At 64.8% G+C, this 23999-nt stretch carries 24 protein-coding genes; 15 read left to right on the top strand and 9 right to left on the bottom strand.

Translation table 11 applies throughout. From position 1 onward, the window contains the following. The first annotated feature begins 39 nt into the window (after window positions 1-39). The 3 genes from MKI88_RS12335 to MKI88_RS12325 all read left to right on the top strand — a co-directional run bounded on the left by MKI88_RS12335 (window position 40) and on the right by MKI88_RS12325 (window position 3631). A complete protein-coding gene (locus tag MKI88_RS12335; protein ID WP_241631685.1) occupies window positions 40-708 on the top strand; it encodes a TylF/MycF/NovP-related O-methyltransferase in 669 nt (222 codons plus the stop codon). Window positions 709-740: 32 nt separating this feature from the next. Continuing rightward, window positions 741-2876, top strand: a complete 2136-nt coding sequence (gene ligA / locus MKI88_RS12330) for an NAD-dependent DNA ligase LigA (protein ID WP_241631684.1) — start codon at window positions 741-743, stop codon at window positions 2874-2876. A 125-nt stretch (window positions 2877-3001) separates the two neighbouring features. Next, window positions 3002-3631, top strand: coding sequence for a PilZ domain-containing protein (locus tag MKI88_RS12325; RefSeq protein ID WP_241631683.1), 630 nt, complete (start codon window positions 3002-3004; stop codon window positions 3629-3631). Here MKI88_RS12325 and MKI88_RS12320 read toward each other — a convergent pair. Further along, a complete protein-coding gene (locus tag MKI88_RS12320; RefSeq protein WP_241631682.1) occupies window positions 3622-4107 on the bottom strand; it encodes a hypothetical protein in 486 nt (161 codons plus the stop codon). The genes MKI88_RS12325 and MKI88_RS12320 overlap by 10 nt on opposite strands. Before the next feature lie 4 nt (window positions 4108-4111). Continuing rightward, complete coding sequence (locus tag MKI88_RS12315) at window positions 4112-4459, bottom strand: DUF6152 family protein (protein ID WP_241631681.1); 348 nt, start codon at window positions 4457-4459, stop codon at window positions 4112-4114. 104 nt (window positions 4460-4563) lie between these two features. On the opposite strand from MKI88_RS12315, the gene phhA reads away from it, so the two are divergent. Beyond that, a complete protein-coding gene (phhA, locus tag MKI88_RS12310) occupies window positions 4564-5436 on the top strand; it encodes a phenylalanine 4-monooxygenase (protein WP_241631680.1) in 873 nt (290 codons plus the stop codon). A gap of 12 nt (window positions 5437-5448) precedes the next feature. On the opposite strand, the gene MKI88_RS12305 is transcribed toward phhA, so the two are convergent. Genes MKI88_RS12305 through MKI88_RS12290 form a run of 4 tightly spaced genes read right to left on the bottom strand, consistent with a single transcriptional unit; the run spans window position 5449 to window position 9905 of the window. Beyond that, window positions 5449-6366, bottom strand: a complete 918-nt coding sequence (locus MKI88_RS12305) for a 50S ribosomal protein L11 methyltransferase (protein WP_241631679.1) — start codon at window positions 6364-6366, stop codon at window positions 5449-5451. Then, window positions 6356-7072, bottom strand: coding sequence for an SDR family NAD(P)-dependent oxidoreductase (locus tag MKI88_RS12300; protein WP_241631678.1), 717 nt, complete (start codon window positions 7070-7072; stop codon window positions 6356-6358). The genes MKI88_RS12305 and MKI88_RS12300 overlap by 11 nt, the downstream gene beginning before the upstream one ends. 47 nt (window positions 7073-7119) lie before the next feature. After that, window positions 7120-8487, bottom strand: coding sequence for a methyl-accepting chemotaxis protein (locus MKI88_RS12295; protein WP_241631677.1), 1368 nt, complete (start codon window positions 8485-8487; stop codon window positions 7120-7122). 35 nt (window positions 8488-8522) lie between these two features. Beyond that, on the bottom strand, window positions 8523-9905 hold the full coding sequence (locus MKI88_RS12290) for a methyl-accepting chemotaxis protein (protein ID WP_241631676.1): 1383 nt from the start codon (window positions 9903-9905) through the stop codon (window positions 8523-8525). Between the two features lie 211 nt (window positions 9906-10116). On the opposite strand from MKI88_RS12290, the gene sdhC reads away from it, so the two are divergent. Genes sdhC through MKI88_RS12270 form a run of 4 tightly spaced genes read left to right on the top strand, consistent with a single transcriptional unit; the run spans window position 10117 to window position 13380 of the window. Beyond that, window positions 10117-10512, top strand: coding sequence for a succinate dehydrogenase, cytochrome b556 subunit (gene sdhC / locus MKI88_RS12285; RefSeq protein WP_281063739.1), 396 nt, complete (start codon window positions 10117-10119; stop codon window positions 10510-10512). Then, window positions 10512-10901: a succinate dehydrogenase, hydrophobic membrane anchor protein gene (gene sdhD, locus MKI88_RS12280; protein WP_241631675.1), complete on the top strand. Its 390-nt coding sequence runs from the start codon at window positions 10512-10514 to the stop codon at window positions 10899-10901. Before sdhC ends, sdhD begins: the two co-directional genes overlap by 1 nt. Then, a complete protein-coding gene (gene sdhA, locus MKI88_RS12275) occupies window positions 10901-12706 on the top strand; it encodes a succinate dehydrogenase flavoprotein subunit (RefSeq protein ID WP_241631674.1) in 1806 nt (601 codons plus the stop codon). The genes sdhD and sdhA overlap by 1 nt, the downstream gene beginning before the upstream one ends. After that, complete coding sequence (locus MKI88_RS12270; RefSeq protein ID WP_241631673.1) at window positions 12703-13380, top strand: hypothetical protein; 678 nt, start codon at window positions 12703-12705, stop codon at window positions 13378-13380. The genes sdhA and MKI88_RS12270 overlap by 4 nt, the downstream gene beginning before the upstream one ends. A gap of 10 nt (window positions 13381-13390) precedes the next feature. Here MKI88_RS12270 and MKI88_RS12265 read toward each other — a convergent pair whose 3' ends face one another. Together MKI88_RS12265 and MKI88_RS12260 are read right to left on the bottom strand one after the other, a co-directional pair. Beyond that, window positions 13391-14539, bottom strand: a complete 1149-nt coding sequence (locus MKI88_RS12265) for an alpha-hydroxy acid oxidase (RefSeq protein WP_241631672.1) — start codon at window positions 14537-14539, stop codon at window positions 13391-13393. Between the two features lie 11 nt (window positions 14540-14550). After that, window positions 14551-16077 (bottom strand): lipopolysaccharide biosynthesis protein, encoded by a 1527-nt coding sequence (locus MKI88_RS12260; RefSeq protein WP_241631671.1) that lies wholly within the window; start codon window positions 16075-16077, stop codon window positions 14551-14553. Window positions 16078-16206: 129 nt separating this feature from the next. On the opposite strand from MKI88_RS12260, the gene MKI88_RS12255 reads away from it, so the two are divergent. Continuing rightward, window positions 16207-17232 (top strand): phosphoribosylglycinamide synthetase, encoded by a 1026-nt coding sequence (locus MKI88_RS12255; protein WP_241631670.1) that lies wholly within the window; start codon window positions 16207-16209, stop codon window positions 17230-17232. Here MKI88_RS12255 and MKI88_RS12250 read toward each other — a convergent pair. Then, window positions 17229-18713 (bottom strand): hypothetical protein, encoded by a 1485-nt coding sequence (locus MKI88_RS12250; RefSeq protein WP_241631669.1) that lies wholly within the window; start codon window positions 18711-18713, stop codon window positions 17229-17231. The genes MKI88_RS12255 and MKI88_RS12250 overlap by 4 nt on opposite strands. Before the next feature lie 164 nt (window positions 18714-18877). On the opposite strand from MKI88_RS12250, the gene MKI88_RS12245 reads away from it, so the two are divergent. The 6 genes from MKI88_RS12245 (at window position 18878) to MKI88_RS12220 (ending at window position 23976) form a co-directional block, all read left to right on the top strand. Further along, window positions 18878-19900: a phosphoribosylglycinamide synthetase gene (locus MKI88_RS12245; RefSeq protein ID WP_241631668.1), complete on the top strand. Its 1023-nt coding sequence runs from the start codon at window positions 18878-18880 to the stop codon at window positions 19898-19900. Next, the gene (locus MKI88_RS12240) at window positions 19897-20697 is read left to right on the top strand and encodes an NTP transferase domain-containing protein (RefSeq protein WP_241631667.1); all 801 of its coding nucleotides are present in this window, start codon (window positions 19897-19899) and stop codon (window positions 20695-20697) included. Before MKI88_RS12245 ends, MKI88_RS12240 begins: the two co-directional genes overlap by 4 nt. Window positions 20698-20766: 69 nt before the next feature. Further along, window positions 20767-21552: a succinate dehydrogenase iron-sulfur subunit gene (locus MKI88_RS12235; protein WP_241631666.1), complete on the top strand. Its 786-nt coding sequence runs from the start codon at window positions 20767-20769 to the stop codon at window positions 21550-21552. Beyond that, the gene (locus tag MKI88_RS12230) at window positions 21549-22010 is read left to right on the top strand and encodes a PaaI family thioesterase (RefSeq protein ID WP_241631665.1); all 462 of its coding nucleotides are present in this window, start codon (window positions 21549-21551) and stop codon (window positions 22008-22010) included. Before MKI88_RS12235 ends, MKI88_RS12230 begins: the two co-directional genes overlap by 4 nt. Next, on the top strand, window positions 22007-23149 hold the full coding sequence (gene zapE / locus MKI88_RS12225) for a cell division protein ZapE (RefSeq protein ID WP_241631664.1): 1143 nt from the start codon (window positions 22007-22009) through the stop codon (window positions 23147-23149). The genes MKI88_RS12230 and zapE overlap by 4 nt, the downstream gene beginning before the upstream one ends. 8 nt (window positions 23150-23157) lie before the next feature. Beyond that, window positions 23158-23976, top strand: a complete 819-nt coding sequence (locus MKI88_RS12220; protein WP_241631663.1) for a shikimate 5-dehydrogenase — start codon at window positions 23158-23160, stop codon at window positions 23974-23976. Window positions 23977-23999: the final 23 nt, after the last annotated feature.

The following is a 23999-nucleotide window of genomic DNA, read 5'->3' as shown; positions in this document are numbered from 1 at the left end:
TCCATCCGATCCCGGGTCGGTCGCGCCGTGAGCACGGCGATGCTGAGCAGTGTCGCGCGATCGGTACGGCGCGACCACCTGACCTATCTTTCGCCCGTCAAGCTGCTTCGGATCGAGCGCGCGCTCGACACCGCGCTCCGCGCCGATGTGCCGGGCGACATTGTCGAATTCGGCGTCGCGCTCGGTGGTTCGTCGATCCTGCTTGCGCGGCGGGCGGTCTCGCCACGTCGCTTTTTCGGGCTCGACGTCTTTGCAATGATCCCCCCGCCGACATCCGACAAGGACGATAACCGGTCGAAGGCGCGCTATCAGGACATAGTGGAGGGCAGTTCGACGGGCATAGGCGGCGACCTCTATTATGGCTATCGCGACGATCTGTATGAGTATGTCGGTCGCCAGCTGGACCGCTATGGTTCGCCGGTGGACGGCTCGCGCGTCAACCTCGTCAAGGGATTGTTCGAGGAAAGCTGGCCGAGGCTCGGGATATCATCGCTGGCCTTCGCGCATATCGACTGCGACTGGTACGATCCGGTCAAATATTGCCTCGCCGAAGCGTCACGGGTCCTCAGCCGGGGCGGGCTGATCGTGATCGACGATTATCACGACTATGCGGGATGCAAGGCGGCGGTCGACGAATTCCTGATGGCCAACCCGGGCTTTGAAATGCTCGACGGCGTAAATCCGCTTCTGCGCCATCGGCGCTCTTGATCGCAGCGGCACTCTTCCCGTACCCGTCGACCATGTCTGTGCCACTGCCCCGTAATGACCAGGATGCCGCCGCCGAACTTGAGCGCCTCGCCGCCGAGATCGCCTATCACAACAGGCTGTATCACACCGACGATGCGCCCGAGATTTCGGACGCCGCCTATGATGCGCTCGTGCAGCGCAATGCCGCGATCGAGGCGGCGTTTCCGCATCTGATCCGCGCGGATTCGCCGAGCCGTCAGGTGGGTGCCGCACCGGCCGAGCATCTCGGCAAGGTCCCGCATGCGCGGCAGATGTTCAGCCTCGACAATGCGTTCGCGGAGTCGGATGTGCTCGAATTCGTCGTGCGCATACGGCGTTTCCTTGCGCTGGGCGCAGAGGACCGTGTCGCCTTTACCGCGGAACCCAAGATCGACGGGCTCTCCTGTTCGCTGCGCTATGAAAAGGGCGTGCTGGTGCTCGCGGCGACGCGTGGCGACGGTCAGGTGGGCGAGGACGTGACCGCCAATGTGCGGACGATCGCCGATATCCCGGAGCGACTGACGGGCGACGTTCCGCAAGTGTTCGAGGTGCGCGGCGAGGTCTATATGGCCAAGGACGATTTTGCCGCGCTCAATGCGCGGCTGCTTGCCGAGGCCGACGATCCCGCCAGGGCGCGGCAGTTCGCCAATCCGCGCAACGCTGCCGCCGGCTCGCTGCGCCAGAAGGATCCGACGGTCACCGCCTCGCGCCCGCTGCGTTTCTGGGCGCATGGCTGGGGCGAGACCTCGGCGCTGCCTGCCGACACGCAGCTTGGCGTCATGAAGGCAATCGAAAGCTGGGGCCTGCCCGTCAGCGACCTGCTGGTCCGTTGCGACCTGATCGAAGGGGCACTCGCGCATTACCACAAGATCGAAGGGCTGCGCGCTGAACTGCCCTATGACATCGACGGCGTCGTCTACAAGGTCGATCGGCTCGACTGGCAGCAGCGCCTTGGTTTCGTCGCCAAGGCGCCGCGCTGGGGGCTCGCGCACAAATTCCCCGCCGAACGGGCGCAGACGATCCTGCGCGCGATCGACATCCAGGTCGGGCGTACGGGCAAGCTGACTCCGGTGGCACGGCTCGAGCCCGTGGGCGTCGGCGGTGTGATCGTCACCAACGCCACGCTGCACAATGCCGACGAGATCGAGCGGCTGGGCGCGCGGCCGGGCGACCGCGTCGTCGTCCAGCGTGCGGGGGACGTGATCCCGCAGATTGTGGAGGTGCTGACGAAGGGCGAGGAACGCCCCGCCTTCGTCTTTCCCGACATCTGCCCCGAATGCGGTTCGGACGCCGTGCGCGAGGAGGGCGAGGTCGATATCCGCTGCACCGGCGGACTGATCTGTCCCGCGCAGCGCGTCGAAAGGCTCAGGCATTTCGTCAGCCGCCAGGCGCTCGACATCGAGGGGCTGGGAGAGACGAGCATCGTCGCCTTTTTCCAGGACGGGCTGATCGAATCGCCCGCGGACATCTTTCGTCTGCACCTGAAGCGCGAAGACCTGATCGGACGCGAACGCTGGGCGGTGACCTCGGTCGACAATCTGATCGCCGCGATCGACCTGAAGCGCGCCTCGCCGCTCGACCGCGTCCTGTTCGCGCTCGGTATCCGCCATGTCGGGCAGGTGACCGCGCGCGATCTTGCGCGGCGCTATTCGACGATGTCGGCGCTGCAGGCGATGATCGACGCCGCCCTCGCGCGACGCGCCGAACTTGTTCCTGCGGTGGGCGAGAGCGACGACAAGTTCCGCCAGCGCGTCGGCAAGGAAATGGCGGCGATCGTCGAGACGCCGGGGGTCGGGCCCGAAGTGGCGATGGCGCTCACCGATTTCTTTGCCGAGGAGCATAACCGGCAGGTTCTCGCCGACCTGCTCGAGCAGATGGACATCCAGGCCGTGATCCATGAGACGCGCGCATCCGAGGTCAGCGGCAAGACGGTCGTGTTCACGGGCAGCCTCGAGACCATGAGCCGCGACGAGGCCAAGGCGCAGGCCGAATCGCTTGGCGCCAAGGTGTCGGGCTCGGTGTCGGCGAAGACCGATTTGGTGGTCGCGGGGCCGGGTGCGGGATCCAAGCTCAAAAAGGCGAGCGAACTGGGCGTCCGCGTGATTGACGAGGCGGGCTGGGCCGGGATCGTGAAGGCCGCCGCAGAATAGCCGGACTATCCTTCACGCCATTTTAACTGCCGCACGGCATGGTCGTTATGTGGGGACGAACGCTGTGATGCCGGGGGCGCATGGCGATCGGTTGTTCATTTCGGGTAAGGGACGGCCACAAACCCATGCGTAACGTAGACATTCTGGGCGAATCCGCGAACAACGAAAATGCCGCCGATCGGCGCGGCGCGCAGCGTTTCATGACGATCCTGCGTGTCGGCAAGCTGGTGACGGGCAAGACGCAGGAGCTCTGCCTGATCCGCAACATTTCGACGGGCGGGTTGATGGCGCATGTCTATGCGCAGCATCAGATGGGCGACCGGGTCGAGATCGAACTCAAATCCGACGAGCGGCTTTCGGGGGAGGTCGTCTGGGTCGAAGAGGGGCGCGTCGGCGTGCGCTTCGAGGGCGAAGTCGAGGTTAGCGACATCCTGACGCATCGCACGGCGCCCGATGGCCGCAAGTCGCGCCCTCCGCGCATCGAGGTGGAAGGGCGCGCGCGGATCAAGGTGGGTGACGTGCGTCATGAGGTCGCGGTGCGCGATCTCTCGCAGGGCGGCATCAAGGTCGAGCTCGACGAGCCTTTGAAGGTCGGCGAGGATGCCGTGATCACGATCGAGGGGATGCACCCCGTCAAGGGTATCGTGCGCTGGTCGCAGGGCGGCATGGCCGGGCTTTCGTTCATCAAGCCGATCGCGTTCGACGAACTGATCCGCTGGCTTGAGGCGCAGGGCGTCGAGGACGATCAGCTATAGGCGATCAACCGGCCCGCTGAGGCGATCCCGAGCCAGAGCATGAGCGAGGCAAGCGCCATCGCCCGCGCTGCTTGGGGCGCTGGCACGGTATCCCAGGCGCTCGCCGCACGATTCCATAGCAGCCGGAAGGCCAGCGCGTTGATGAGCGCGATGAGGATCAGCATGAGCTTCCATCGCAGCAACGGCGACCTTGCGAGCGATTCTGCGTCGGCTGCAAAGAGCACCGCGCCGCTCGCCATCATCAGCGCCAGCCCCGCCAAGGCGAGCGGGAGGACGGCCCGAGACAGCGCGGCGACGGGCAATGCGCGGAAAATCCCGATGATGCGCAGGTCGAGCAGTGCGGTGCCGCCGAGGATCAGGACAAGGCCGAGCAGATGGATGAGGTTCGCGGCGGGATAGGCCCATGCCGAACCGCGCGCCCAGCCGCCGAAATCCGATTGCTGGAGCCCGGTCGCCAGCTGGACGAGCGCTTCCACGGCGTCAGCGCAGCTCGACCGTCTTTCCGCCAGCCGTGATCCGTTCGATCCGCATCTCGGCCGTGCCGTCGCTGCGCGGATAGCCCTCGAGCGTCACCTTCTTGTTCGGAGCCAGCATCTCCTTGGTAAGGCCGCGCGCCTCCATGCGCGAAACCGGAGCGAGGATCACGTCCCAGGTGCGCTTCTGGTAGACCACCTTTGCGCTGCCATGCGGATTGCCCCAGTTGAGAGACTGCAGCGGTGCGGTGATCTTGATGACCTTCTTGTCGTCATAGGAACTCCAGCCATGATGCGCGAGCGCGGCGGCGGGAAGGGCGATGACGAAAGCGGCGGCGAGCAGCGGACGAAGCATCGGCAATCTCCTTGATCGCGCGATTATACGCGCCATCCCGCGCAAATATCCACCAACGCGCACAGCGATTTCGCCCTCGCGGCGCGCTGTGCTATTTTGTTGCAATGGAAACCGAATCTCATGTGCTCGAGCGGCCACCCGAAGGGGCCGGTGCCGATTGGACGATCCCGCAGGACTGGCAGGCCTATAGCGCCGCGGAACATGGCGTGTGGGACACGCTGTTTGCGCGACAGGCGAAACAATTGCCGGGGCGTGCATCGGAAGCGTGGTTGCGCGGGATTGACGTATTGCGACTGTCGAAGCCGGGCATCCCCGATTTCGAGGAACTGTCCGAACGGCTGATGAAGCTGACGGGCTGGCAGGTGGTCGCGGTGCCGGGACTGGTGCCTGACGACGTGTTTTTCGATCACCTCGCCAATCGCCGCTTTGTGGCCGGCAATTTCATCCGCCGCCCCGACCAGCTCGACTATATTCAGGAGCCTGACGTCTTTCACGACGTGTTCGGCCATGTGCCGATGCTCGCGGATCCGGTTTTCGCCGATTACATGGTCGCTTACGGCCAGGGGGGGCAGCGCGCGCTCGAGCATGGCTCGCTCAAGCAACTCGCGCGACTCTACTGGTACACCGTCGAATTCGGGCTGATCGAGGAGCCTGAAGGGCTGCGAATCTATGGCTCAGGCATCGTATCGAGCCATGGCGAGAGCATCTTCGCGCTGGACGATCCCAGCCCCAACCGGATCCGTTTCGATCTGAAGCGCGTCATGCGCACCGATTACCGGATCGATGATTATCAGCAGAACTACTTCGTCATTCCCGATTTCGAGACGCTGCTGCGCACGACGGTCGAGACCGATTTCGCGCCGCTCTATGCGGAACTGAGGGGGCTGCCCGATATCGCGATCGCCGACATCCTTCCCGAGGACGATGTGATCACCCACGGCACGCAGGATTATGCCCTGAGCCGCGCAGCGCGCTGAACGCCCTGTGACTCAGCCGAAGCGCCGGCGCTTTCTCAGCATCAGCGTCGGCCATTCGCCGCGGTCTATCCGGCCGGCTAGGCGCAGGCCCTGGCGGCGATAGGCGGTGGCGACGCGGTGCGCCTGGCTGTCGAGCAAGCCGGCGAGAATCAGCGTACCGCCTTCGTCGAGGCCGGCTGCGATCGACGGCGCCATCTCGATCAGCGGGCCCGCCAGAATATTCGCGATGATGAGATCATAGGGCGCCCGGCGCTGGATCGTGCGGTGATCCATGCCCGGCGCGACGACGAGCGCGAGATGTCCCTCGCGCGTCCCGAGCGCAATGTCGTTCACTTCGGCATTTTCGCGCGTCACGTCGATCGAAATCGGGTCTATGTCGGTCGCGGTCGCAAAGGCGCGCGGCCACAGGTGCATCGCCGCGAAGGCGAGCAGCCCGGTGCCCGTGCCGAGGTCGATCAGGTCGCGATAGACATTGCCCTCGCGCTTCAGGCGGTCGAGCATCATCAGGCAGCCCGTCGTGGTTTCATGCTGCCCGGTCCCGAAGGCGAGGCCCGCTTCGATCAGGAAAGGTTTGGAGCCTTCGGGGATATCATCCGCATTGGTCGAGGTGTGGACGAAGAACCGCCCCGCGCGGACCGGCTCCAGCCCCGCCTGGCTGAGCGTGACCCAATCCTGCTGCTCGACCTTCGCGATTATCGGGGCGGCATTGGCCGCACTCGGCACCAGCGCCCTTATCAGCGCGATCGTGATCTCGTCGGGCTCGTCTTCGAAATAGGCGTCGAGCTGCCATTTGTCCGGCTGTGTCGGATCGGGCTCGCTCGTCATCAGCACGGGCAGGGGATCGAGCTCGGCGAGCGGGCCGATGTCTTCCTCCAATATCCGGGCTTCCTGCGCAGTGCAGGGCAGCGTGAGTTTCCAGCTATCGGACATAGGAGGCTCCGTTGATGTCGAGCACCGCACCCGTCATCGAGGGCGGGGCATCGAGCGCAAGGAAGCGCGTTGCCTCGGCGATCTCCACGGGATCCGCGACGCGGCCCAGCGGAATGTCGGCGAGCAATGCGCCTCCGCCACGCGTTTCCAGATATTCCTCCGCCATGCCCGTCATCGTGAAGCCGGGGCAGACCGCAAAGGCGTAGATTCCCTCGGCGGCATAGCCGCGCGCGATCGACTTGGTCATGCCGATCATGCCTGCCTTCGACGCGGCATAGTGCCAGTGCGCGGGACTGTCGCCGCGATAGGCGGCGCGGCTGGCGATATTGACGATGCGGCCGCCGCCGTTCCCACGAAAATGCAATACTGCAAGACGGCAGAGTTCGGCGGCGGCGGTGAGATTGACCTGCATCGTGCGTTCCCAGGCCGAGACCCAGTCCTCATGATCGGCCTCGAGCGGCGACGCCTCGAAGATTCCGGCATTGTTGACGAGAACGTCAATGCGCCCGTCGAGGCGGTCAAGCGCGGCTTGCCAGAGATCGGGCGCGGTGTCGGGGACGGCAAGGTCGCAGGCGATCATCGCATCCGACGCGGTCGTGCTCGAATGGCCGACGACGCGCGTGGCGTCGCCCGTCAGCCGATCGACGATGGCAGCGCCGATGCCGCGGCTGCTGCCGGTGACGAGAATGTGAACTGGAAGGGTCATCCCCGCCCCTTAGAACAGGCGGGCGATGAATCCCAAATGAAGAAGGGTCAGGCCGCGATCTTGCGCAGGAATTCCGAAGCACCCTGGCGAAGATTGCCGAAACTGCTGTCCGCTTCGGAGAATCCCTGGCGGATGCTCTCCATTTCCGCCGCCACGTTTTCGGTATCGGCGCGGATGGCGGCGATGGTTGAGGACATGGAGTCCGCGGCGAGGGCGGTTTCGTCGACGGCGGCGGTGATCATGGTGACGGTCTGGGCCTGGACCTCCATGGCCTGGCGGATGCGCTGGGCGGAGGACTGGACCTCGGCGACGGTGTCACGGATCGAGGCGTTGGTGTCGACGGTGGTGCGCGTGGCGGACTGGATCGCCTCGATCTTGGCGGCGATGTCGTCGGTGGCGCGTGCGGTCTGCGAAGCGAGCGACTTCACTTCCTGTGCGACGACCGCGAAGCCGCGGCCGGCATCGCCCGCGCGCGCGGCCTCGATGGTGGCATTGAGCGCCAGCAGGTTGGTCTGGCCGGCAATGTCGCGGATGAGGCCGAGGATCGATTCGATCGACTGGGCATGCTGCGAGAGCATGGCGGAGATGGCGACGGCCTCGCCCGCCTGTTCGGAGGCGCGGGTGGCGACATCGGCGGCGATCTCGACTTCGGAGCGTGCGTCCTCGATCGCGCGGATCAGCCCGGCGGCGGTCTGCGCGGCTTCGCGCATCGCAACCGCCGACTGCTCGGCCGCAGCCGCGACCTCCGACGTCTTGCCGTGCATCCCGCGCGCGCCTTCGACCGCGCTGATGGCCTGCTCGCGAAGCCCTGCGCCACGCGCCGAGACTTCGGTGACCGCTGCCGCAATCTGCGAACTGAAAACTTCGGCGTCCTGCGAGCGCTGCCGGCTCGCCTCGAGCGTGCGACGTTCATGGACGTAGCATGACATGAGTTCGGCCTCGATCAGCGACATCTGCATGATCGCGCCGCTGAGCCGCGTCATGCGCGCGCAATCGTCCCCGACCGCGTCGGCGACCAGCGCGAGCGTATATTGATGCGAGGTCGCAAGCGCGGCGAGCACGGTCCTGAGAGGAACCTTCGCCTCTTGCGACGCCCAGGCGTTGTCGCGCGCCATATCCGCCCATTGCTGTGCCATCGGGCTGGAATATTTGGTGCGGACATAGGCCGTGCTGAATTCGAGCATCTTGGCGCGCTGCTGCGTCGACAGCCGGTCGACGACGGTGCTTGCAACGCCATAATGATCCCAGAAACAGTTCGCGATATCACGCTCACGCCCCTCGATCAGCGACCAGATCTCACGGCAATCGCGCGCGAGCGAGTGCTCGCGATCGAAATCCGGCAACCGGTCTGCCAATGCCACCTGGATTTCGATGGCTCGTTCGTAGCGAGGCTGGCTTTTGCCCTGGCCTTCCATACCCGTCTCTCCTGCTTACTATTATTGGCGGCGGGCTAGCGCCTTGCGCCTGCCACACTGGCGACGAAGCTGTTTGCGCTGGCCCGAAGCTGGCCAAGCTGCGCGTCGAGATTGCCGAAGCCGGTGCCCGCATGATCGATTTCGGACGCCACGTTTTCGGTATCGGCGCGGATGGCGGCGATGGTTGAGGACATGGAGTCGGCGGCGAGGGCGGTTTCGTCGACGGCGGCGGTGATCATGGTGACGGTCTGGGCCTGGACCTCCATTGCCTGGCGGATGCGCTGGGCGGAGGACTGGACCTCGGCGACGGTGTCACGGATCGAGGCGTTGGTGTCGACGGTGGTGCGCGTGGCGGACTGGATCGCCTCGATCTTGGCGGCGATGTCGTCGGTGGCGCGTGCGGTCTGCGAAGCGAGCGACTTCACTTCCTGTGCGACGACCGCGAAGCCGCGGCCGGCATCGCCCGCGCGCGCGGCCTCGATGGTGGCATTGAGCGCCAGCAGGTTGGTCTGGCCGGCAATGTCGCGGATGAGGCCGAGGATCGATTCGATCGACTGGGCATGCTGCGAGAGCATGGCGGAGATGGCGACGGCCTCGCCCGCCTGTTCGGAGGCGCGGGTGGCGACATCGGCGGCGATCTCGACTTCGGAGCGTGCGTCCTCGATCGCGCGGATCAGCCCGGCGGCGGTCTGTGCGGCTTCGCGCATCGCGACCGCCGACTGCTCGGCTGCAGCCGCGACTTCCGACGTCTTCCCGTGCATCCCCCGCGCGCTCGACGCGACCTTGCCCGTCTGGACGCGCAGGTCCTCGCTCCCGCGCGAAACGGTTTCGAGCGAGGCGCCGATCTTGGAACGGAACTCGTCGGCCATGCGCGCACGGTCGCGCTCATTGGCGGCTTCCATGTAACAGCTGAAGAGCGAGCCGGTGATGTCGCCCTCCAGCGCCGAAAGCCGAAGCAGCGCGTCGATCATGCTGAACAGGCGCGGATCGTCGTGCGGCAGCTTTCGGATCAGAATCTCGAGCGCAGCGCGATCGCTGGCGATGATCATCGCGCGCAAGGTGGTGGGCTGGATATTGGCCTTATACGCCTGGATGACCGATCGTTCGACCGACTCGATCCATGCCATCTGCTGCGTGTTGCAGAAACGATCGCGCAGGAAGGTACAGCCGATCTCGATCATCCGGTCAAAATCGGCAGCGGACCAGGTGCGTTCATTGGGGAAGCAGATGCGCCAGTGATCCCAATAGGCCTTTGAAATGGCGTAGGCGTCGTCCTCGAGGATCGCCCAGAGATCGCGTGAAACCGTGGCGAGCGTGCCGTCGACGTCGAAGATCGCGAGGCGTTGGGCAATGTCGATCGTCACCGAAAACGGTGTCGCATTGTCGGCCTGCGCTGCACTCCTGATATTGTCGGTCACGTGTTGCTCCGCTTCGATTCCTGGTCCCGCCCGTTCGAGCCAGTCAAATCCAGTAAGCGGAAATGGTTAAAAGCCTGTTTAGAGGCTGATCGGCCGAATTGGCCTGAAACGATCGAGGTCGAGGCCTGATCGCCCCGACGACAGCATTGCCTGTTTGCATCCGCGCGCGGTTGTCTTAAGGGGAGGCCCAAATTCATGAGGGGTGAGTATCATGACAAGCGAGAGGGCCCGCCCGCTTTCGCCGCATCTGACGATCTGGAAATGGGGCCCGGCCATGGCCGCCTCGATCTTCCACCGCGTCACCGGCAACGGCCTTGCCACCGTCGGCGCGATGGGGCTGGTGTGGTGGCTCGTTGCCGCCGCGAGCGGGCCGGAGGCCTACGCCAGCTTCATGGCGTGCGCGACGAGCTGGTTCGGCAAGCTGGTGGGCATCGGGCTGACCTGGTTCTTCTTTCAGCACCTCTTCGGCGGCTTGCGCCACCTCGTCCTCGATACGGGCGCGGGCTACGAGCTCAGAACGAACAAGACCTGGTCGCTCTTCATCTTCGCGGCCGCACCCGTTGCGACCGCCATTGTCTGGCTCCTCATCTTCTGGAAGGCGCTCTGATGGGTACGGGAACGGGAATCGGCCGCGTCCGCGGCCTCGGTTCGGCCAGACATGGTTCGCAGCACTGGCTGCGCCAGCGCCTCACCGCCGCCGGCAACCTCGTGCTCGTGCTTTGGCTGCTCTTCTCGCTCATCAGCCTTGGTTCGCTCGATCATGGCGCTGTCGTTGCCTGGCTTTCGCATCCGATCGTCGCCGTCCCGATGATGCTGATGGTCGTCAGCATCTTCTGGCACCTGAAGCTCGGCATGCAGGTGATGATGGAAGACTATGTCCATGATGAAGGGCTCAAGCTGCTGAGCCTCATCGCAATCAACTTCTACGCGGTCGGCGCCGCTGCGCTTGCGCTGTTCTCGATCGCAAAGATCGCCTTCACGGGAGCTGCCGGCTGATGGCTGACGCATCGTACAAGATCATCGACCACACCTATGACACCGTCGTCGTCGGCGCCGGCGGTTCGGGTCTGCGCGCGACGATGGGATCGGCCGAAGCCGGCCTGAAGACCGCATGCATCACCAAGGTGTTTCCCACGCGCAGCCACACCGTGGCGGCGCAGGGTGGTATCGCCGCCAGCCTTGGCAACAACAGCCCCGATCACTGGACCTGGCACATGTACGACACCGTCAAGGGGTCGGACTGGCTGGGCGACCAGGACGCGATCGAATATATGGTGCGCGAGGCGCCCGCCGCGGTCTACGAACTCGAGCACGCGGGCGTGCCGTTCAGCCGCAACCAGGACGGCACGATCTATCAGCGTCCCTTTGGCGGCCATATGCAGAACATGGGCGACGGCCCGCCGGTCCAGCGCACCTGCGCCGCCGCCGACCGTACCGGCCACGCGATGCTGCACGCGCTCTACCAGCAGAGCCTGAAATACGACGCCGACTTCTTCATCGAATATTTCGCGATCGATCTCATCATGGAGAATGGCGCGTGCCGGGGCGTTATCGCGCTGTGCATGGAGGATGGCACGCTCCATCGCTTCCGCAGCCACGCGGTCGTGCTCGCGACGGGCGGCTATGGCCGCGCCTATTTCTCGGCGACTTCGGCGCATACCTGCACGGGCGATGGAGGCGGCATGGTGCTGCGCGCGGGCCTTCCGCTGCAGGATCTGGAGTTCGTCCAGTTCCACCCGACCGGCATCTACGGTGCGGGCGTGCTCATCACCGAGGGCGCGCGCGGCGAGGGCGGCTATCTCACCAACTCCGAGGGTGAGCGCTTCATGGAGCGCTACGCGCCCTCGGCCAAGGACCTTGCCTCGCGCGACGTCGTCTCGCGCTCGATGGCGATGGAGATGCGCGAGGGGCGCGGCGTCGGTCCCAACAAGGACCATATCTACCTGCACCTCGATCATATCGATCCCAAGGTGCTGGCCGAGCGCCTGCCCGGCATCACCGAAAGCGGCAAGATCTTCGCGGGCGTCGACCTGACGCGCCAGCCGCTCCCCGTATGCCCGACGGTGCACTACAATATGGGCGGCATCCCCTGTAACTATCACGGCCAGGTCGTCACCAAGGTGGGCGACGATCCCGAAGTGATCGTGCCCGGCCTTTACGCGGTGGGCGAGGCGGCATGCGTGTCGGTCCACGGCGCGAACCGCCTCGGCTCCAACTCGCTCATCGACCTTGTCGTGTTCGGCCGCGCAACCGGCCTGCACCTCAAGGAATCGATCAAGCCCGGTACGGCCCACAAGGCGCTGCCCAAGGATTCGGCGGATCTCGCGGTCGCGCGCATCGACCATTTCCGCAACGCCAAAGGCGGCTCGCCAACCGCGCAGATCCGTCTCGAAATGCAGCAGACGATGCAGAAGCACGCCGCGGTGTTCCGCGACTCCGCTCTGCTCGCCGAAGGCGTCCAGCAGATGCAGTCGGTCAACAAGCGGCTGGCCGATGTCGGCGTCACCGACCGCTCGCTGATCTGGAATACCGACCTCGTGGAAACGCTCGAGCTCGACAACCTGATGTCGCAGGCGGTCTGCACGATGGAGAGCGCCAACAACCGCAAGGAAAGCCGCGGCGCGCACGCGCACGAGGATTTCCCCGAGCGCGACGACAAGAACTGGATGAAGCACACCGTCAGCTGGTTCGAAGGCTGGGGCGGCAAGGGCGGCAAGGTGTCGCTCGACTATCGTCCCGTGCACGATTTCACGCTGACCGATGAGGTCGACTACATCAAGCCGAAGGCGCGCGTGTATTGAGGTTGTTGCGGTTGGCGGCAGCGTGTCTTGCCCTGGCGGGCACCGCCGCCAATGCGCAAAAGTCTGAAAAGCAGATAGATGCACGTGCGCTGGCGGTGTTCGAGCGGACCAAGACGACAACCGCCACCTATGCGCTGTATAGCTGGAACTGGGTTCAGGATCCCGAGGGCAATATTCGCAGCGAATGGGCGGCGGAGTTCCATGATGGCGCCCTGCACCGGGTTGAGACCCCGGCTGCAAGATTGGTGGCGAACTGCCTCACGGGAGATGGTACCATCTATGATGTCGCCAGCGGGGATCGCTGGAGCGAGGAATGGGTCGCCAAGGCCGCCTGCGGTATCAATTCAAATATCGAACTGCGGGCGCTTGAGTGGGTTGGTCAGGCAGACAGCCGTTTCGGCCCTCTCGAAACCATCCGGCTGATCGATGCCGTCAATACGCGATATTATGTGGTCGATACAAAGGGAGTCCTGATCGCTTCGGAGTATTTCTCGCGGCACGACCATGTGGCCAATTGCCTGCAGTCGGAGCCGTTGGCTGTCGAGAGCAGGCTTCCGCGCGATGATCTCTTCACCGAAGCGTCGCTCGAACACAGTGCGGTGCCTGAGAAGTTCCGGCAGGCCCCGGTCGCACCGAGCGGCGGCTACTGGCACAGCGCACGGCGTTGCCCTTAGTTCGACGAATTCATCGCCAACGCAGGTTGCCCCGCGACAGTTCTGATGCCGACCGGACTCCCATCAGTTTCATGTCGCGCTCGATCTCGTCCTTCAGGCGCCCCAGCGCGCGTTCGACGCCGGGTTGGCCAGCGGCGGCGAGTGCGTAGAGATAGAGCCTGCCCCCCGAGCAAGCTTTTGCCCCAACGCTCAGCGCCTTCAGCACATGCGATCCTCGCCGGATGCCGCCGTCGCAGATGACATCGAGCCGGTCGCCGACCGCGTCGACAATCTCGGCGAGCTGGTCAAAGGGCGCGCGGCTGCCGTCGAGCTGGCGCCCGCCATGGTTTGAAACCATGATCGCGGTCGCGCCGATGTCCGCGGCGCGCTTCGCGTCTTCCACCGACATGATGCCCTTCAGGCAGAATTCGCCGCCCCATTCTGCGCGGATGCTCTCGGCCATCTTCCAGTCCATCGACTGGTCGAGCATGGTGTTGAAATAGTCGGCGACCGAAAGCGCGACATTGGTGCCCTCGGTCACATGATCCTTGAGGTTGGAGAGTTCGAACTTCTCGCGGAAGAGATAGTCGAGCGTCCAGCGCGGATGCGTCGCGAAACTCAGCGCAGAATGCGGGGTAAGGCGCGGCGGCGAGGTGAACCCCGTACGCAGGCAGCGCTCGCGATTACCGCCCACAATGGTGTCGACGGTCAGCGTCAGCGCGTCGAACTTCGCGTCCTTGGCTCTCGCGATCATTGCATGGTTCAGCCCCTTGTCCTTGTGGACATAGAGCTGGAGCATCCTGGGCGTGGAGATGGTCCGTCCGATCTCCTCGATGCTCACCGTGGCGAGCGAGGAAATGCCGAAGTAGGTGCCGAACTTCTCGGCGGCGCGGCCGACCGCGCGCTCGCCCTGCCAGTGGAATAGCCGCTGCAGCGCCGTCGGCGAGAGGAAGAGCGGCATCGCGATCCTGCGGCCCATGACGGTGGTCGACATGTCCACGGTCTCGACGCCCGCGAGCACGTTTGGGACGAGGTCGCAGCTTGCATAGGCTTGGGTGTTGCGGCGGTACGTCACCTCATCGTCGGCGGCGCCGTCGATATAGTGGAAGACGGGGCCGGGCAGCCGGCGTTTCGCGAGGCGGCGGAAGTCGTCGATATTGTGGCAATCCTTGAGCCGCATGCGATCTCCTCTCAGGTCAGGCGCAGCTTGCGTCCGGTCTTGCCGAGCGCGGCGCGGTCGGCATGGGGCAGCGCGAAGCGGCAAACCGCCCAGATCGACGCGACAGCGATCAGCACGACCAGCGGGAGCTGCACGATATCGGGCTGAAGCTTGGCCGCGGGGATGGCTAGCACCAGCCCCGGAAGCGAGATCAGCACCGTCAGCGTCGCCATGCGCGCAAAGGGCTGGGCGAAGGGGTGTACGTCGTCATAGCGGTGGAGCTGGAAAAGCGGGATGATCGCGGCGATGATGAAGCCCGTGCTGGTCGCGAGCGCCATCCCCGTCAGGCCGTAGCGCTCGACCAGCGACGCGCCGACCAGCGCGGCGGCGCTGAGCCCGATCGCGCTGGCGACCACCTGCTGGCGATAGCCGCCGATCACCTGCTGGACGGGGACGGCCGAACCGAACACCGCCTCGGCCATGCGCGCGAGGATGAGCACGACGAGCGCGATGTGCGCGGCATCGGCACCGCGCCCGAACACTCCGAGGATTGCTTCGCCGCCCGCCGCCAGCACGAAGCCGAGCGGCACCACGATCGCGAAGGCAAGGCGCGTGGCAAAGGCATAAAGCGGCTGGACCTCCGCCTTGCCGCCGCGCGCCGCTGCCGAGGCGAGCGGCGCGAGGACATAGGCAAAGGCGGTGCGGACGAGCTGCACGACGCTCGAGACCTTGCGCGCGATCGTGTAGAGCGCCGCCGAAGTGGCGCCCGCAGTGCCGGGGATGAGCGCGTTGAGCAGGATCGCCGGAGCATCGCCGAACAGTCGCGCGACAGCGTTCGCGGGAAGGATGGCGAGCCCTGCGCGAAAGGTCTCGAAAAAGACCGGATCGATCAGCGGACCGTGCAGCAGCAGACGCAGATCGTACCGGCCCGCAAGCAGCCGGACACTGAGCAGGCAGATCAGCGCGAGCGAGATCAGGTGCGCGACGAAAAGCGCCATGATGCCGAGGCCCGCCGCATAGAATGATGCGGCAAGGATCAGGCGCATGATCTGTTCCCAGAAGACGCGAAGGCGGATTTCGGCCCCGAAGACGCGGCGCGCGCGGAGCCCCGAGGTAGCGATCTCGACAAAAGCCCAGAGCGGCAGCGCCCAGGCGAAGAGGCGCACGGCCTCGACGAGCATCGCCTGATCGCGCGGCGCGGCGTTGAACAGCGGTGCGACCTGTGGTGCCAGAAATGAAACCACGGCGGCGATGACAAGGCACGGCACCACGCCGATGAGCAGCGCCGAGCGCAATGCGGCGACGGCTTCACGTTCGTCCCTTGCCTGCGGCACGACCCTTTGCAGCGATGAGGTCATGCCCAGATCGGCGATGTTCTCTGTCAGGTTCACTGCCGCCCAGAGCACCGCATAGATGCCGTAACCCGCCAGCCCGAACAGCCAGACATAGACGGGCTGCGAAACGACATCGATCACGCCGCCGAGCCGCGCGAGGAGGGTGGTGCCGAGCCCGCGCGCGAAGTCGCGGCTGGTAACGGGTTCGGGAGTCGAAGCGGTCATCGCGTGGGAGCGGTGGAGGGCGGCATGGCGCGGTGATCGACGCGGACGCACCGCTTGTCAACGGATGCGGCGTTGCATTTGTCTACTGAATTACTATACAAAACAGAACTTCCCTCCCAAGGTGTCCCAATGCCCCATCCCAATACGCTTCGGATCGCGCCGGTCGACAAGGCGCGTCTCAAGGTCATGTTCCTCGCCAAGCACGCGCTTTCGGGCGGCGCGCCCGATGCGATCGACGGCACGCACGCGGTCTATCATCATGAAATGCTGACGACATTGCACGAGATCGGGCTGCATGTGACGCCCGCCAACGCCTATGAAGCCCTGTTCGACCGACCCGATGCCGATTTCGTGGTGACGCTGCTCAACCGCGGCGGTTTCGTGAACAGCGAGATGCTGGGGCCGCTGCTTCTGCAGCGCCACGGCCTGTCCTTCCTGGGCGCGGCGCCGATCCTGCGCGGGCTTTCCGACGACAAGCATCTGATGAAGATCGTCGCAGAGCGGCGTGGCGTGCCTGTGACGCCCTGGAGTATCGTGCGACAGGGGCAGGGAGCGGTGCCAGAACCCGATTTCGTCTGGAGGCGGCTTGTCGTGAAGCCCAATGCCAGCTCGGCGAGCTGGGGGGTGAAGATCATCGACGACTGGCCAGAGGCGCGCGCGCATGCCGAGGATATCCTTGCGTCCGGCCATGATGTGATTATCGAGCCCTATGCGCCGCTGATCGACATCGCGGTGCCCGTGGTCGGCGCCGACGGGCCATGGCTGCTTCCGCCATTCGGCTATTACCCCGTGGACCGCCCGGGCGACGTGCGCTCCTATGAGGAAAAGCGCAATCTGGTGGAAACGGGCGACGATCCGCTCGAACCGATCGGTGATCGCGCGCTTGTCGCGCGGCTGGAGATGTACGTGCGCGCGATGCTGCCCGAACTCTGGCCTTTCGACTATGGCCGCTTCGAATTTCGCCATGATCCGGCGACGGACGAGGTTCGCTTCATGGAAGTGAACCTGTCGTGCAACCTCTGGTCGAAGAAGACGATCAGCCGTTCGGCACGGTCGCTGGGCGTCAGCCATGCCGAGCTGGTCGAGACGATCGTCGCGCACAGCATGGAGCGCCAAGGGCTGATCCGCGCCGAGCGTGTGCGGCTGGCAGCCTAGGCGGTGACAACCTTCTCCAGAGCCTCGGCGACAGCGGTCATGTCGCGTTCGAACTGCGCCTCGAGCGCGGCGTCGTCGAGCGCGTCGAAGGCGGTCACCTGCGGCATCGAGAGGCCGACGCGCAGCGTGCCGCCCCAGCGGCCATCGGGGAGGCGGACGCATTTGACGGGCTGGCCGAGCCGGACGCCGTGATCGACGAGCGCGCGGTGAATGCGCCTGGCGTCATCGAAATCGGGCTGGCCGGGCATGCGCGAAATGTCGATCGTCGAGAGCGTACGCATCTCGATCGGGTGCGCGTCTCCTTCGGCGCGTTCGCCGGGAGCATAGGGCGCTATGCGCCGGCCGCCGAGGCGTTCGACCATCGCCTTGCGCACTGCGGCGTGGAAGGCGAGCACGACGCGTTCGACGCGTTCGATGCTCAGTGCCTGAAAGCGCTCGAGCTCGAAGACCGAGGCTTCGAGGCGGAGCAGCAGGCCGAGATTGGACTCGCGCGGGAGCAGGTCGACATCGGGCCAGTTGTCGGGCCATTCGCCGCGGCGGAAGATCTTGCAGAAGGCGATCGGCATCAGCGCCGCTGCTTCGACCGCGGCGCGCGGGACGAGCGCGAAGCCGCTGAAAGGCGGACCACCCATGAACTTGGAACCCGTCAGCAGCACGGTGCAGCCGCGCGCCAGATAATCGTGGATCGCCTGTGTCGTGATCCGCGCCTGGCAGGCATCGACGATGAAGCTGACGGCATCGCCATGCTTCGCCTTCAGCGCGTCGATATGCTCGAGCGAGGGGAGGACGAGCCCGGTCTTGGAGCCGTGCACGACATGGACGACGGTGTGTCGATCCGCGCCGCGCGCCTCGATCACCTGGCGGTCGACTTCCTCGGCCACCGACTCGGGGCGCCACGCCGCACCAAGATCGTCGCGCACGGGAACATTGGTCAGTTCGATCTTTTCGGGGATTCGCCCGCCGACCGGTTCACCCGGTGCGACCGCGATGTCGCGTGCGGTCTGCTTCGCGAAATACTGGCCGCGCGCCGAATAGATGCAGCCGCTGCCCACCTCGTCCGCGCCGAGCAGGATGTTGCGAATGCCGCCCGGCGCCTTTTCCTTGGCAAGCGCGAGGCCGACATATTCAAGATCGGTGCCCGAGGGCGAGAAAACGATCTCCACATCGTCGGCGAGACTGTATGAATCGCGAATGCGTCCGCGCAGGCCCTCAAGCGCCTCGGTATAGCCTGCGGGCGAAAGCGTCAGATCGGGTGCGATCTCGGCGATACGCCGGCAGACATGATCGAAGGCGGGCGCCGAGATGTCGTTGGCGGTCGACGAAGCATAGGCGATCACGCTCGATGGACGCGATTGCGAAAAATACTGGTTGAGGCCCGTTGCGGGTTCGCGAATGATGCGGGCGTCACCGCCCTGAGTGAGCAGTTCAGCGGCGGCGTCGGCGAAAGCCTGCGCGTCGATCGCGGTGGCTGTCAGTTTCATAAAATCGGTCAATCCTTGGGGGTCACGCGGATTTTGGGCGCATCTTGACGCCTCCATTGCGGCGAAAAAAAGGCTCGTTGGCGCTTCGATCGTTTATTCCCTATATGCGCCGCGCCGGACAGGGCAAGCCCAGCGCCGGATCGACATATTGCGAAGGTTCTCACGTGACTCAGCCCATCAAGCCGCTCCGCATTCCGCAGGAAGCCAAGGACCGCCTCAAGATCATGTTCATCGCCAAGCACGCGCTGGGCGATGGCACGCTGCATCCCGAGGACGGCAACCACGCCGTTTATCATCATGAGGTGCGGACGATCCTCGAGGGGCTGGGCATCAACCTCGTTCTCGCCAACAAATATGAGGCGCTGTTCGAGAATCCGGGCGTCGACTTCGTCTTTCCGCTGCTCAACCGCGGCGGCTTCCTCAATTCGGAGATGATGCTGCCGTTGCTCTGCACGCGGCTGGGCATTCCCTATCTGGGTGCATCGCCGATCCTGCGGGGCTTGTCCGACGACAAGCACCTCACCAAGCTCGAGGCGAAGTCGCGCGGCATCCCGACCGCGCCCTGGGCGATCTATCGTCGCGGTGCGCCCGTGCGCGAGGCCGATTGCCCGATGGCCGAGCGCATGGTGATCAAGCCCAATGCGTCCTCGGCGAGCTGGGGCGTGGGCGACGCGGGCGACTGGGCCGGGGTAAAGGCTGCGGTCGAGGGAATCCACGATCAGGGTCATGACGCGATCGTCGAGCCCTTCCTCAATGGCAGCGATGTCGAGGTGCCCGTCATCACCGTGAACGGCGAGCCCGTCGTCATGCCGATGATGATGTTCCGCCAGGCCGATCCCACGCATCTGCGCACCTATTGGGAAAAGCGCGATCTCGTGGACCGCACGCAGAAATATGAGCTGTTCGCGTTCGAGGACAAGGAGTGGGCGCCGAAGATCGACGCGCTGACGCGCAAGATGGTCGAGGTGTTCCGTCCCTTCGACTATGGCCGCTATGAATTCCGCCTCGACGAGGAAAAGGGCGAGGTGCAGATGCTCGAGGTCAACCTCAACTGCAACCTCTGGTCGCAGAAGGTCTATGGCCGTTCGGCGGTGCTCGCGGGGCTGACGCAGGAGCAGCTGATCGAGACGATCCTGTGCGAAAGCCTGGCGCGCCACGGCCTGATCGATCGGGACGCGATCGCTTGAGCTACGGCGCGTTCACCGTCCTGATCCTCGCTGCACAGCGCGCGGGGCAGGAAAACCCGCTCGCCGTCGAGCATGGCGTCAGCCACAAATGCCTTGTCCCGATCTGCGGCAAGCCGCTGATCGCGCACGTGCTCGATACGCTGACGACGATGCCCGAACTGGAGCTGATCCGCATCTCGATCGAGCCCGACGCGATCGGGGCGCTGACGCCGCTGGTCGAGAGCTATGCGTCCTCGGGCGTGAAGATCGAGTTCGTGCCATCGGCGGAGAGCATTGCGGACAGCGTGCTGATCGCCGCCAGGGGCGTCGACGGGCCTTACGTCATCACGACCGCTGATAATGTGCTGCTGACGCACTTTGCGGTGAACGAGATGCGCCGCGCCTTTGCCGAGGGTGCGGATGTGACCGCTGCGCTCGCGACAAGGGGCGGGGTGCTCGCCGCGCATCCCGAAGGGCAGCGGCGCTTCTACGAGTTCAGCGACGACGGCTATTCCAATTGCAATCTTTACGGGATCGCCGGGGCGAAGGGTCTGAAGGCCGCCGAAATCTTCCGCGAGGGGGGGCAGTTCGCCAAGAATCCGAAGCGGCTGATCAATGCTTTCGGGCTCTTCAACATCCTGCTGATGAAGTACAAGCTGATCTCGCTAAAGGGCGCGATGAAGCGGGTTTCGCGGCGCTTCGGGCTGAAGTTCGATGGTGTCGTGCTCGCCGATGGCAGCCATGCGATCGACGTCGACAACGAGCGCACCTATCGCATCGCCGAAGGCTTGCTCGCAAAAAGGCTGGGACAGGCATAAGGGTCTTTCATCCTGTGCCCCGATTGACTATCGGCTGTCCGCAATTGTGACGCGAAGGACCTGAGCGAGATGGCCGAATTCACGCTGCCCAAGAACAGCAAGATCAAATCGAAGGGCAAGGTAAACAAGGCCCCGGCGGGCGCGACGAACGTCAAATCGTTCAAGGTCTATCGCTACGATCCCGACTCGGGCGAGAATCCGCGCTACGACACCTTCGAGGTCGATCTCGACACCTGCGGGCCGATGGTGCTCGACGCGCTCATCAAGATGAAGAATGAGCAGGATCCCTCGCTCACCTTCCGCCGCTCGTGCCGCGAGGGCATCTGCGGCTCCTGCTCGATGAACATCGACGGGCGCAACACGCTCGCCTGCACGCACGCGATCGAGGATTGCAACAAGGACGTCCAGATCACGCCGCTGCCGCATATGGAAGTCATCAAGGACCTCGTTCCCGACTTCACGCATTTCTATGCGCAATACGCGTCGATCAAGCCCTGGCTGCAGACGGTCACGCCGCCGCCGTCGGGAAAGGAACGACTTCAGAGCCCCGATGACCGCGCCAAGCTCGACGGTCTCTACGAGTGCATTCTGTGCGCCTGCTGCTCGACCTCGTGCCCGAGCTATTGGTGGAACAGCGACAAGTTCCTCGGCCCGGCGATCCTGCTTCAGGCCTATCGCTGGCTCGCCGACAGTCGCGACGAGATGACGGGCGAGCGCCTCGACGAGCTGGAAGACCCGTTCCGCCTCTATCGCTGCCACACGATCATGAACTGCTCCAATGTCTGCCCCAAGGGGCTGTCGCCTGCGCGCGCGATCGCCGAGGTGAAGAAGATGGTGGTCGAACGGCAGCTTTGAGCGCGAACGAGCCTGCACCCGCATTCATTCACCAGCCGGATCCCGACAATCCGGACTGGCTGATCTGGCAGCTGAGCGATCCGACGCGCTTCAACGCCACGCTTGGCAAGCTGGTCGTGCGACTGGAACCCGATGGGCAGGCGCGCGTGCGGATGTTTCCGCGGCACCAGCATTCCAATCTGGCCAACAATGTCCATGGCGGTGTCACGCTCGCGTTTATCGACGTGGCGCTCTTCGCGGCGTCGCGCATGTTCGGGCTGATCGAGGCAGCAAGCGCGGTGACGCTCGACCTCTCGACCCAGTTCATCGGTGCCGGGCGGGTCGACGAACCCCTCGACGCGACCGTCGAACTCTTGCGCGAGACCGGGCGGCTGCTCTTCCTGCGTGGCCTCGTTGTGCAGGGCGATGACCGCATCGCCAGCTTTTCCGGCACGCTCCGCAAGTCGGTCCGGCGATGATCACGGTCCTTCAGAAATATGAAGCGCTCCTGCGCGCGGGCGAACTTCGCGAGGACGTCGAGCAGCGCGCGGTCGCAGAAAGGCTCAACCGGCTTCAACAGGATCTGCAAGCCGCGCCGCGCAAGGGGTCGATCCTGTGGCGGCTTGCCCGCGCCAGGCCCGAAGTGCCCAAGGGGCTCTATATTTGGGGCGGCGTGGGGCGCGGCAAGTCCATGCTGATGGACCTGTTCTTTTCGTGCCTCGACATCAAGCGCAAGCGCCGCGTCCATTTCCACGAGTTCATGATGGAAGTGCACGATCGGCTGCGCGTCGAGCGGCAGAAGGAGGCGGGGGATCCTATCCCGCCCGTGGCCGAGGCGATTGCGGGCGATGCGCGGCTGCTCGCATTCGACGAAATGGTGGTCAACAACAGTGCGGACGCGATGATCCTGTCGCGGCTGTTCACTGCGTTGCTTGAACATGGCGTGACGGTGGTCACCACCTCCAACCGGCCGCCCGCGGATCTCTACAAGGACGGGCTCAACCGCGAGCATTTCCTGCCCTTTATCGACCTGATCGAGCAGCGGCTCGACGTGCTGACGCTGAACGGCCCGGTCGATTACCGGCTCGAGCGGCTCGGCGGCTGCGATACCTGGTACGTCCCCGCAGATCCCGTGGCGACGGTCGCGCTCAGAAGCGCCTTCTTCCGGCTGACCGACTATCCGCCCGAGGACGCCGCGCATGTGCCGAGCGAGGACATTGCGGTGCCCGGCGGCCGCACGATGCATGTCCCCAAGAGCTTGAAGGGCGTTGCCGTCTTCTCCTTCAAGCGGCTTTGCGCGGAGGCGCGCGGCGCGGCCGACTATCTGGCGATCGCGCGGCGCTTCCACACGGTATTCGTCGTCGCCATCCCGCGGCTTGGCCCGGAGAACCGCAACGAGGCAGCGCGCTTCGTCACGCTGATCGACGCGCTCTACGAATACAAGGTCAAGCTCATCGCGAGCGCTGCGGCCGAGCCCGACGCGCTGTATCCGGAAGGCGATGGCAGGTTCGAGTTCGAGCGCACCGTCAGCCGGCTGATGGAGATGCAGTCCGACGAATATCTCGCGCTCGGGCACGGGGAAAGTGCATCGGCGCTCAATATCATCCGCGCATCCTGAGAGGGGCGATGAGCAAGCTTGCGATCAACCGCGATACCAGATTGTGCATGTCGCTTTCCGCGCGGCCGGGCAATTTCGGGACACGCTTCCAGAATCATCTCTATGAGGCGCTGGGGCTCAATTTCGTATACAAGGCGTTCACGACGACCGATCTTCCCGCCGCAATCGCGGGCATCCGGGCGCTCGGTATTCGCGGTTGCGCGATCTCGATGCCCTTCAAGGAGGCGGTGATCGCGCATCTCGACGCGCTCGACAATTCGGCCGAGGCGATCGGCTCGGTCAACACCATCGTCAACGACGACGGGCGGCTCACGGGCTACAATACCGATTATATCGCGGCGGCGGCGCTGGTCGAACGCCATGCCGTGTCGTGCGATATCCGCTTCGCGCTGAAGGGCAGCGGGGGGATGGGCAAGGCAGTTGCCGCGGCGCTGGCGGACAAGGGCTTCGCCAACGGCGTGATCGTGGCGCGCAACGAGGCGGCCGGGACCGCGATTGCGGAGCGTTGCGGCTGGGAATGGAGCACAGAGGTGCCCGCTGACGCGCAGATGCTGGTCAATGTTACTCCGCTCGGCATGGCGGGCGGGGCGGAGGCCGAGACGCTCGCTTTTGACGAAGCTGCGATCGCGCGCGCCCGGCTGGTTTTCGACTGCGTCGCCATCCCCGTCGAGACGCCGCTGATCCGCCGGGCCCGCGCTCTCGGCAAGCCCGTGATTACCGGCGGAGAAGTGCTCGTGCTGCAGGGCGTGGAACAATTTACGCTCTATACGGGTATTGTGCCCACGGACGCGCAGCTTTCCGCGGCCGCGACATTCGCCTTGTCCTGATCTTTATTGCAATTCATTCGCAA

The organism is Sphingomonas sp. LaA6.9 (assembly GCF_022601895.1).
Lineage (GTDB): Bacteria > Pseudomonadota > Alphaproteobacteria > Sphingomonadales > Sphingomonadaceae > Sphingobium_A.
Note: the sequence above shows the minus strand (reverse complement) of the source record. Positions and strands in the feature narration are given on the sequence as shown.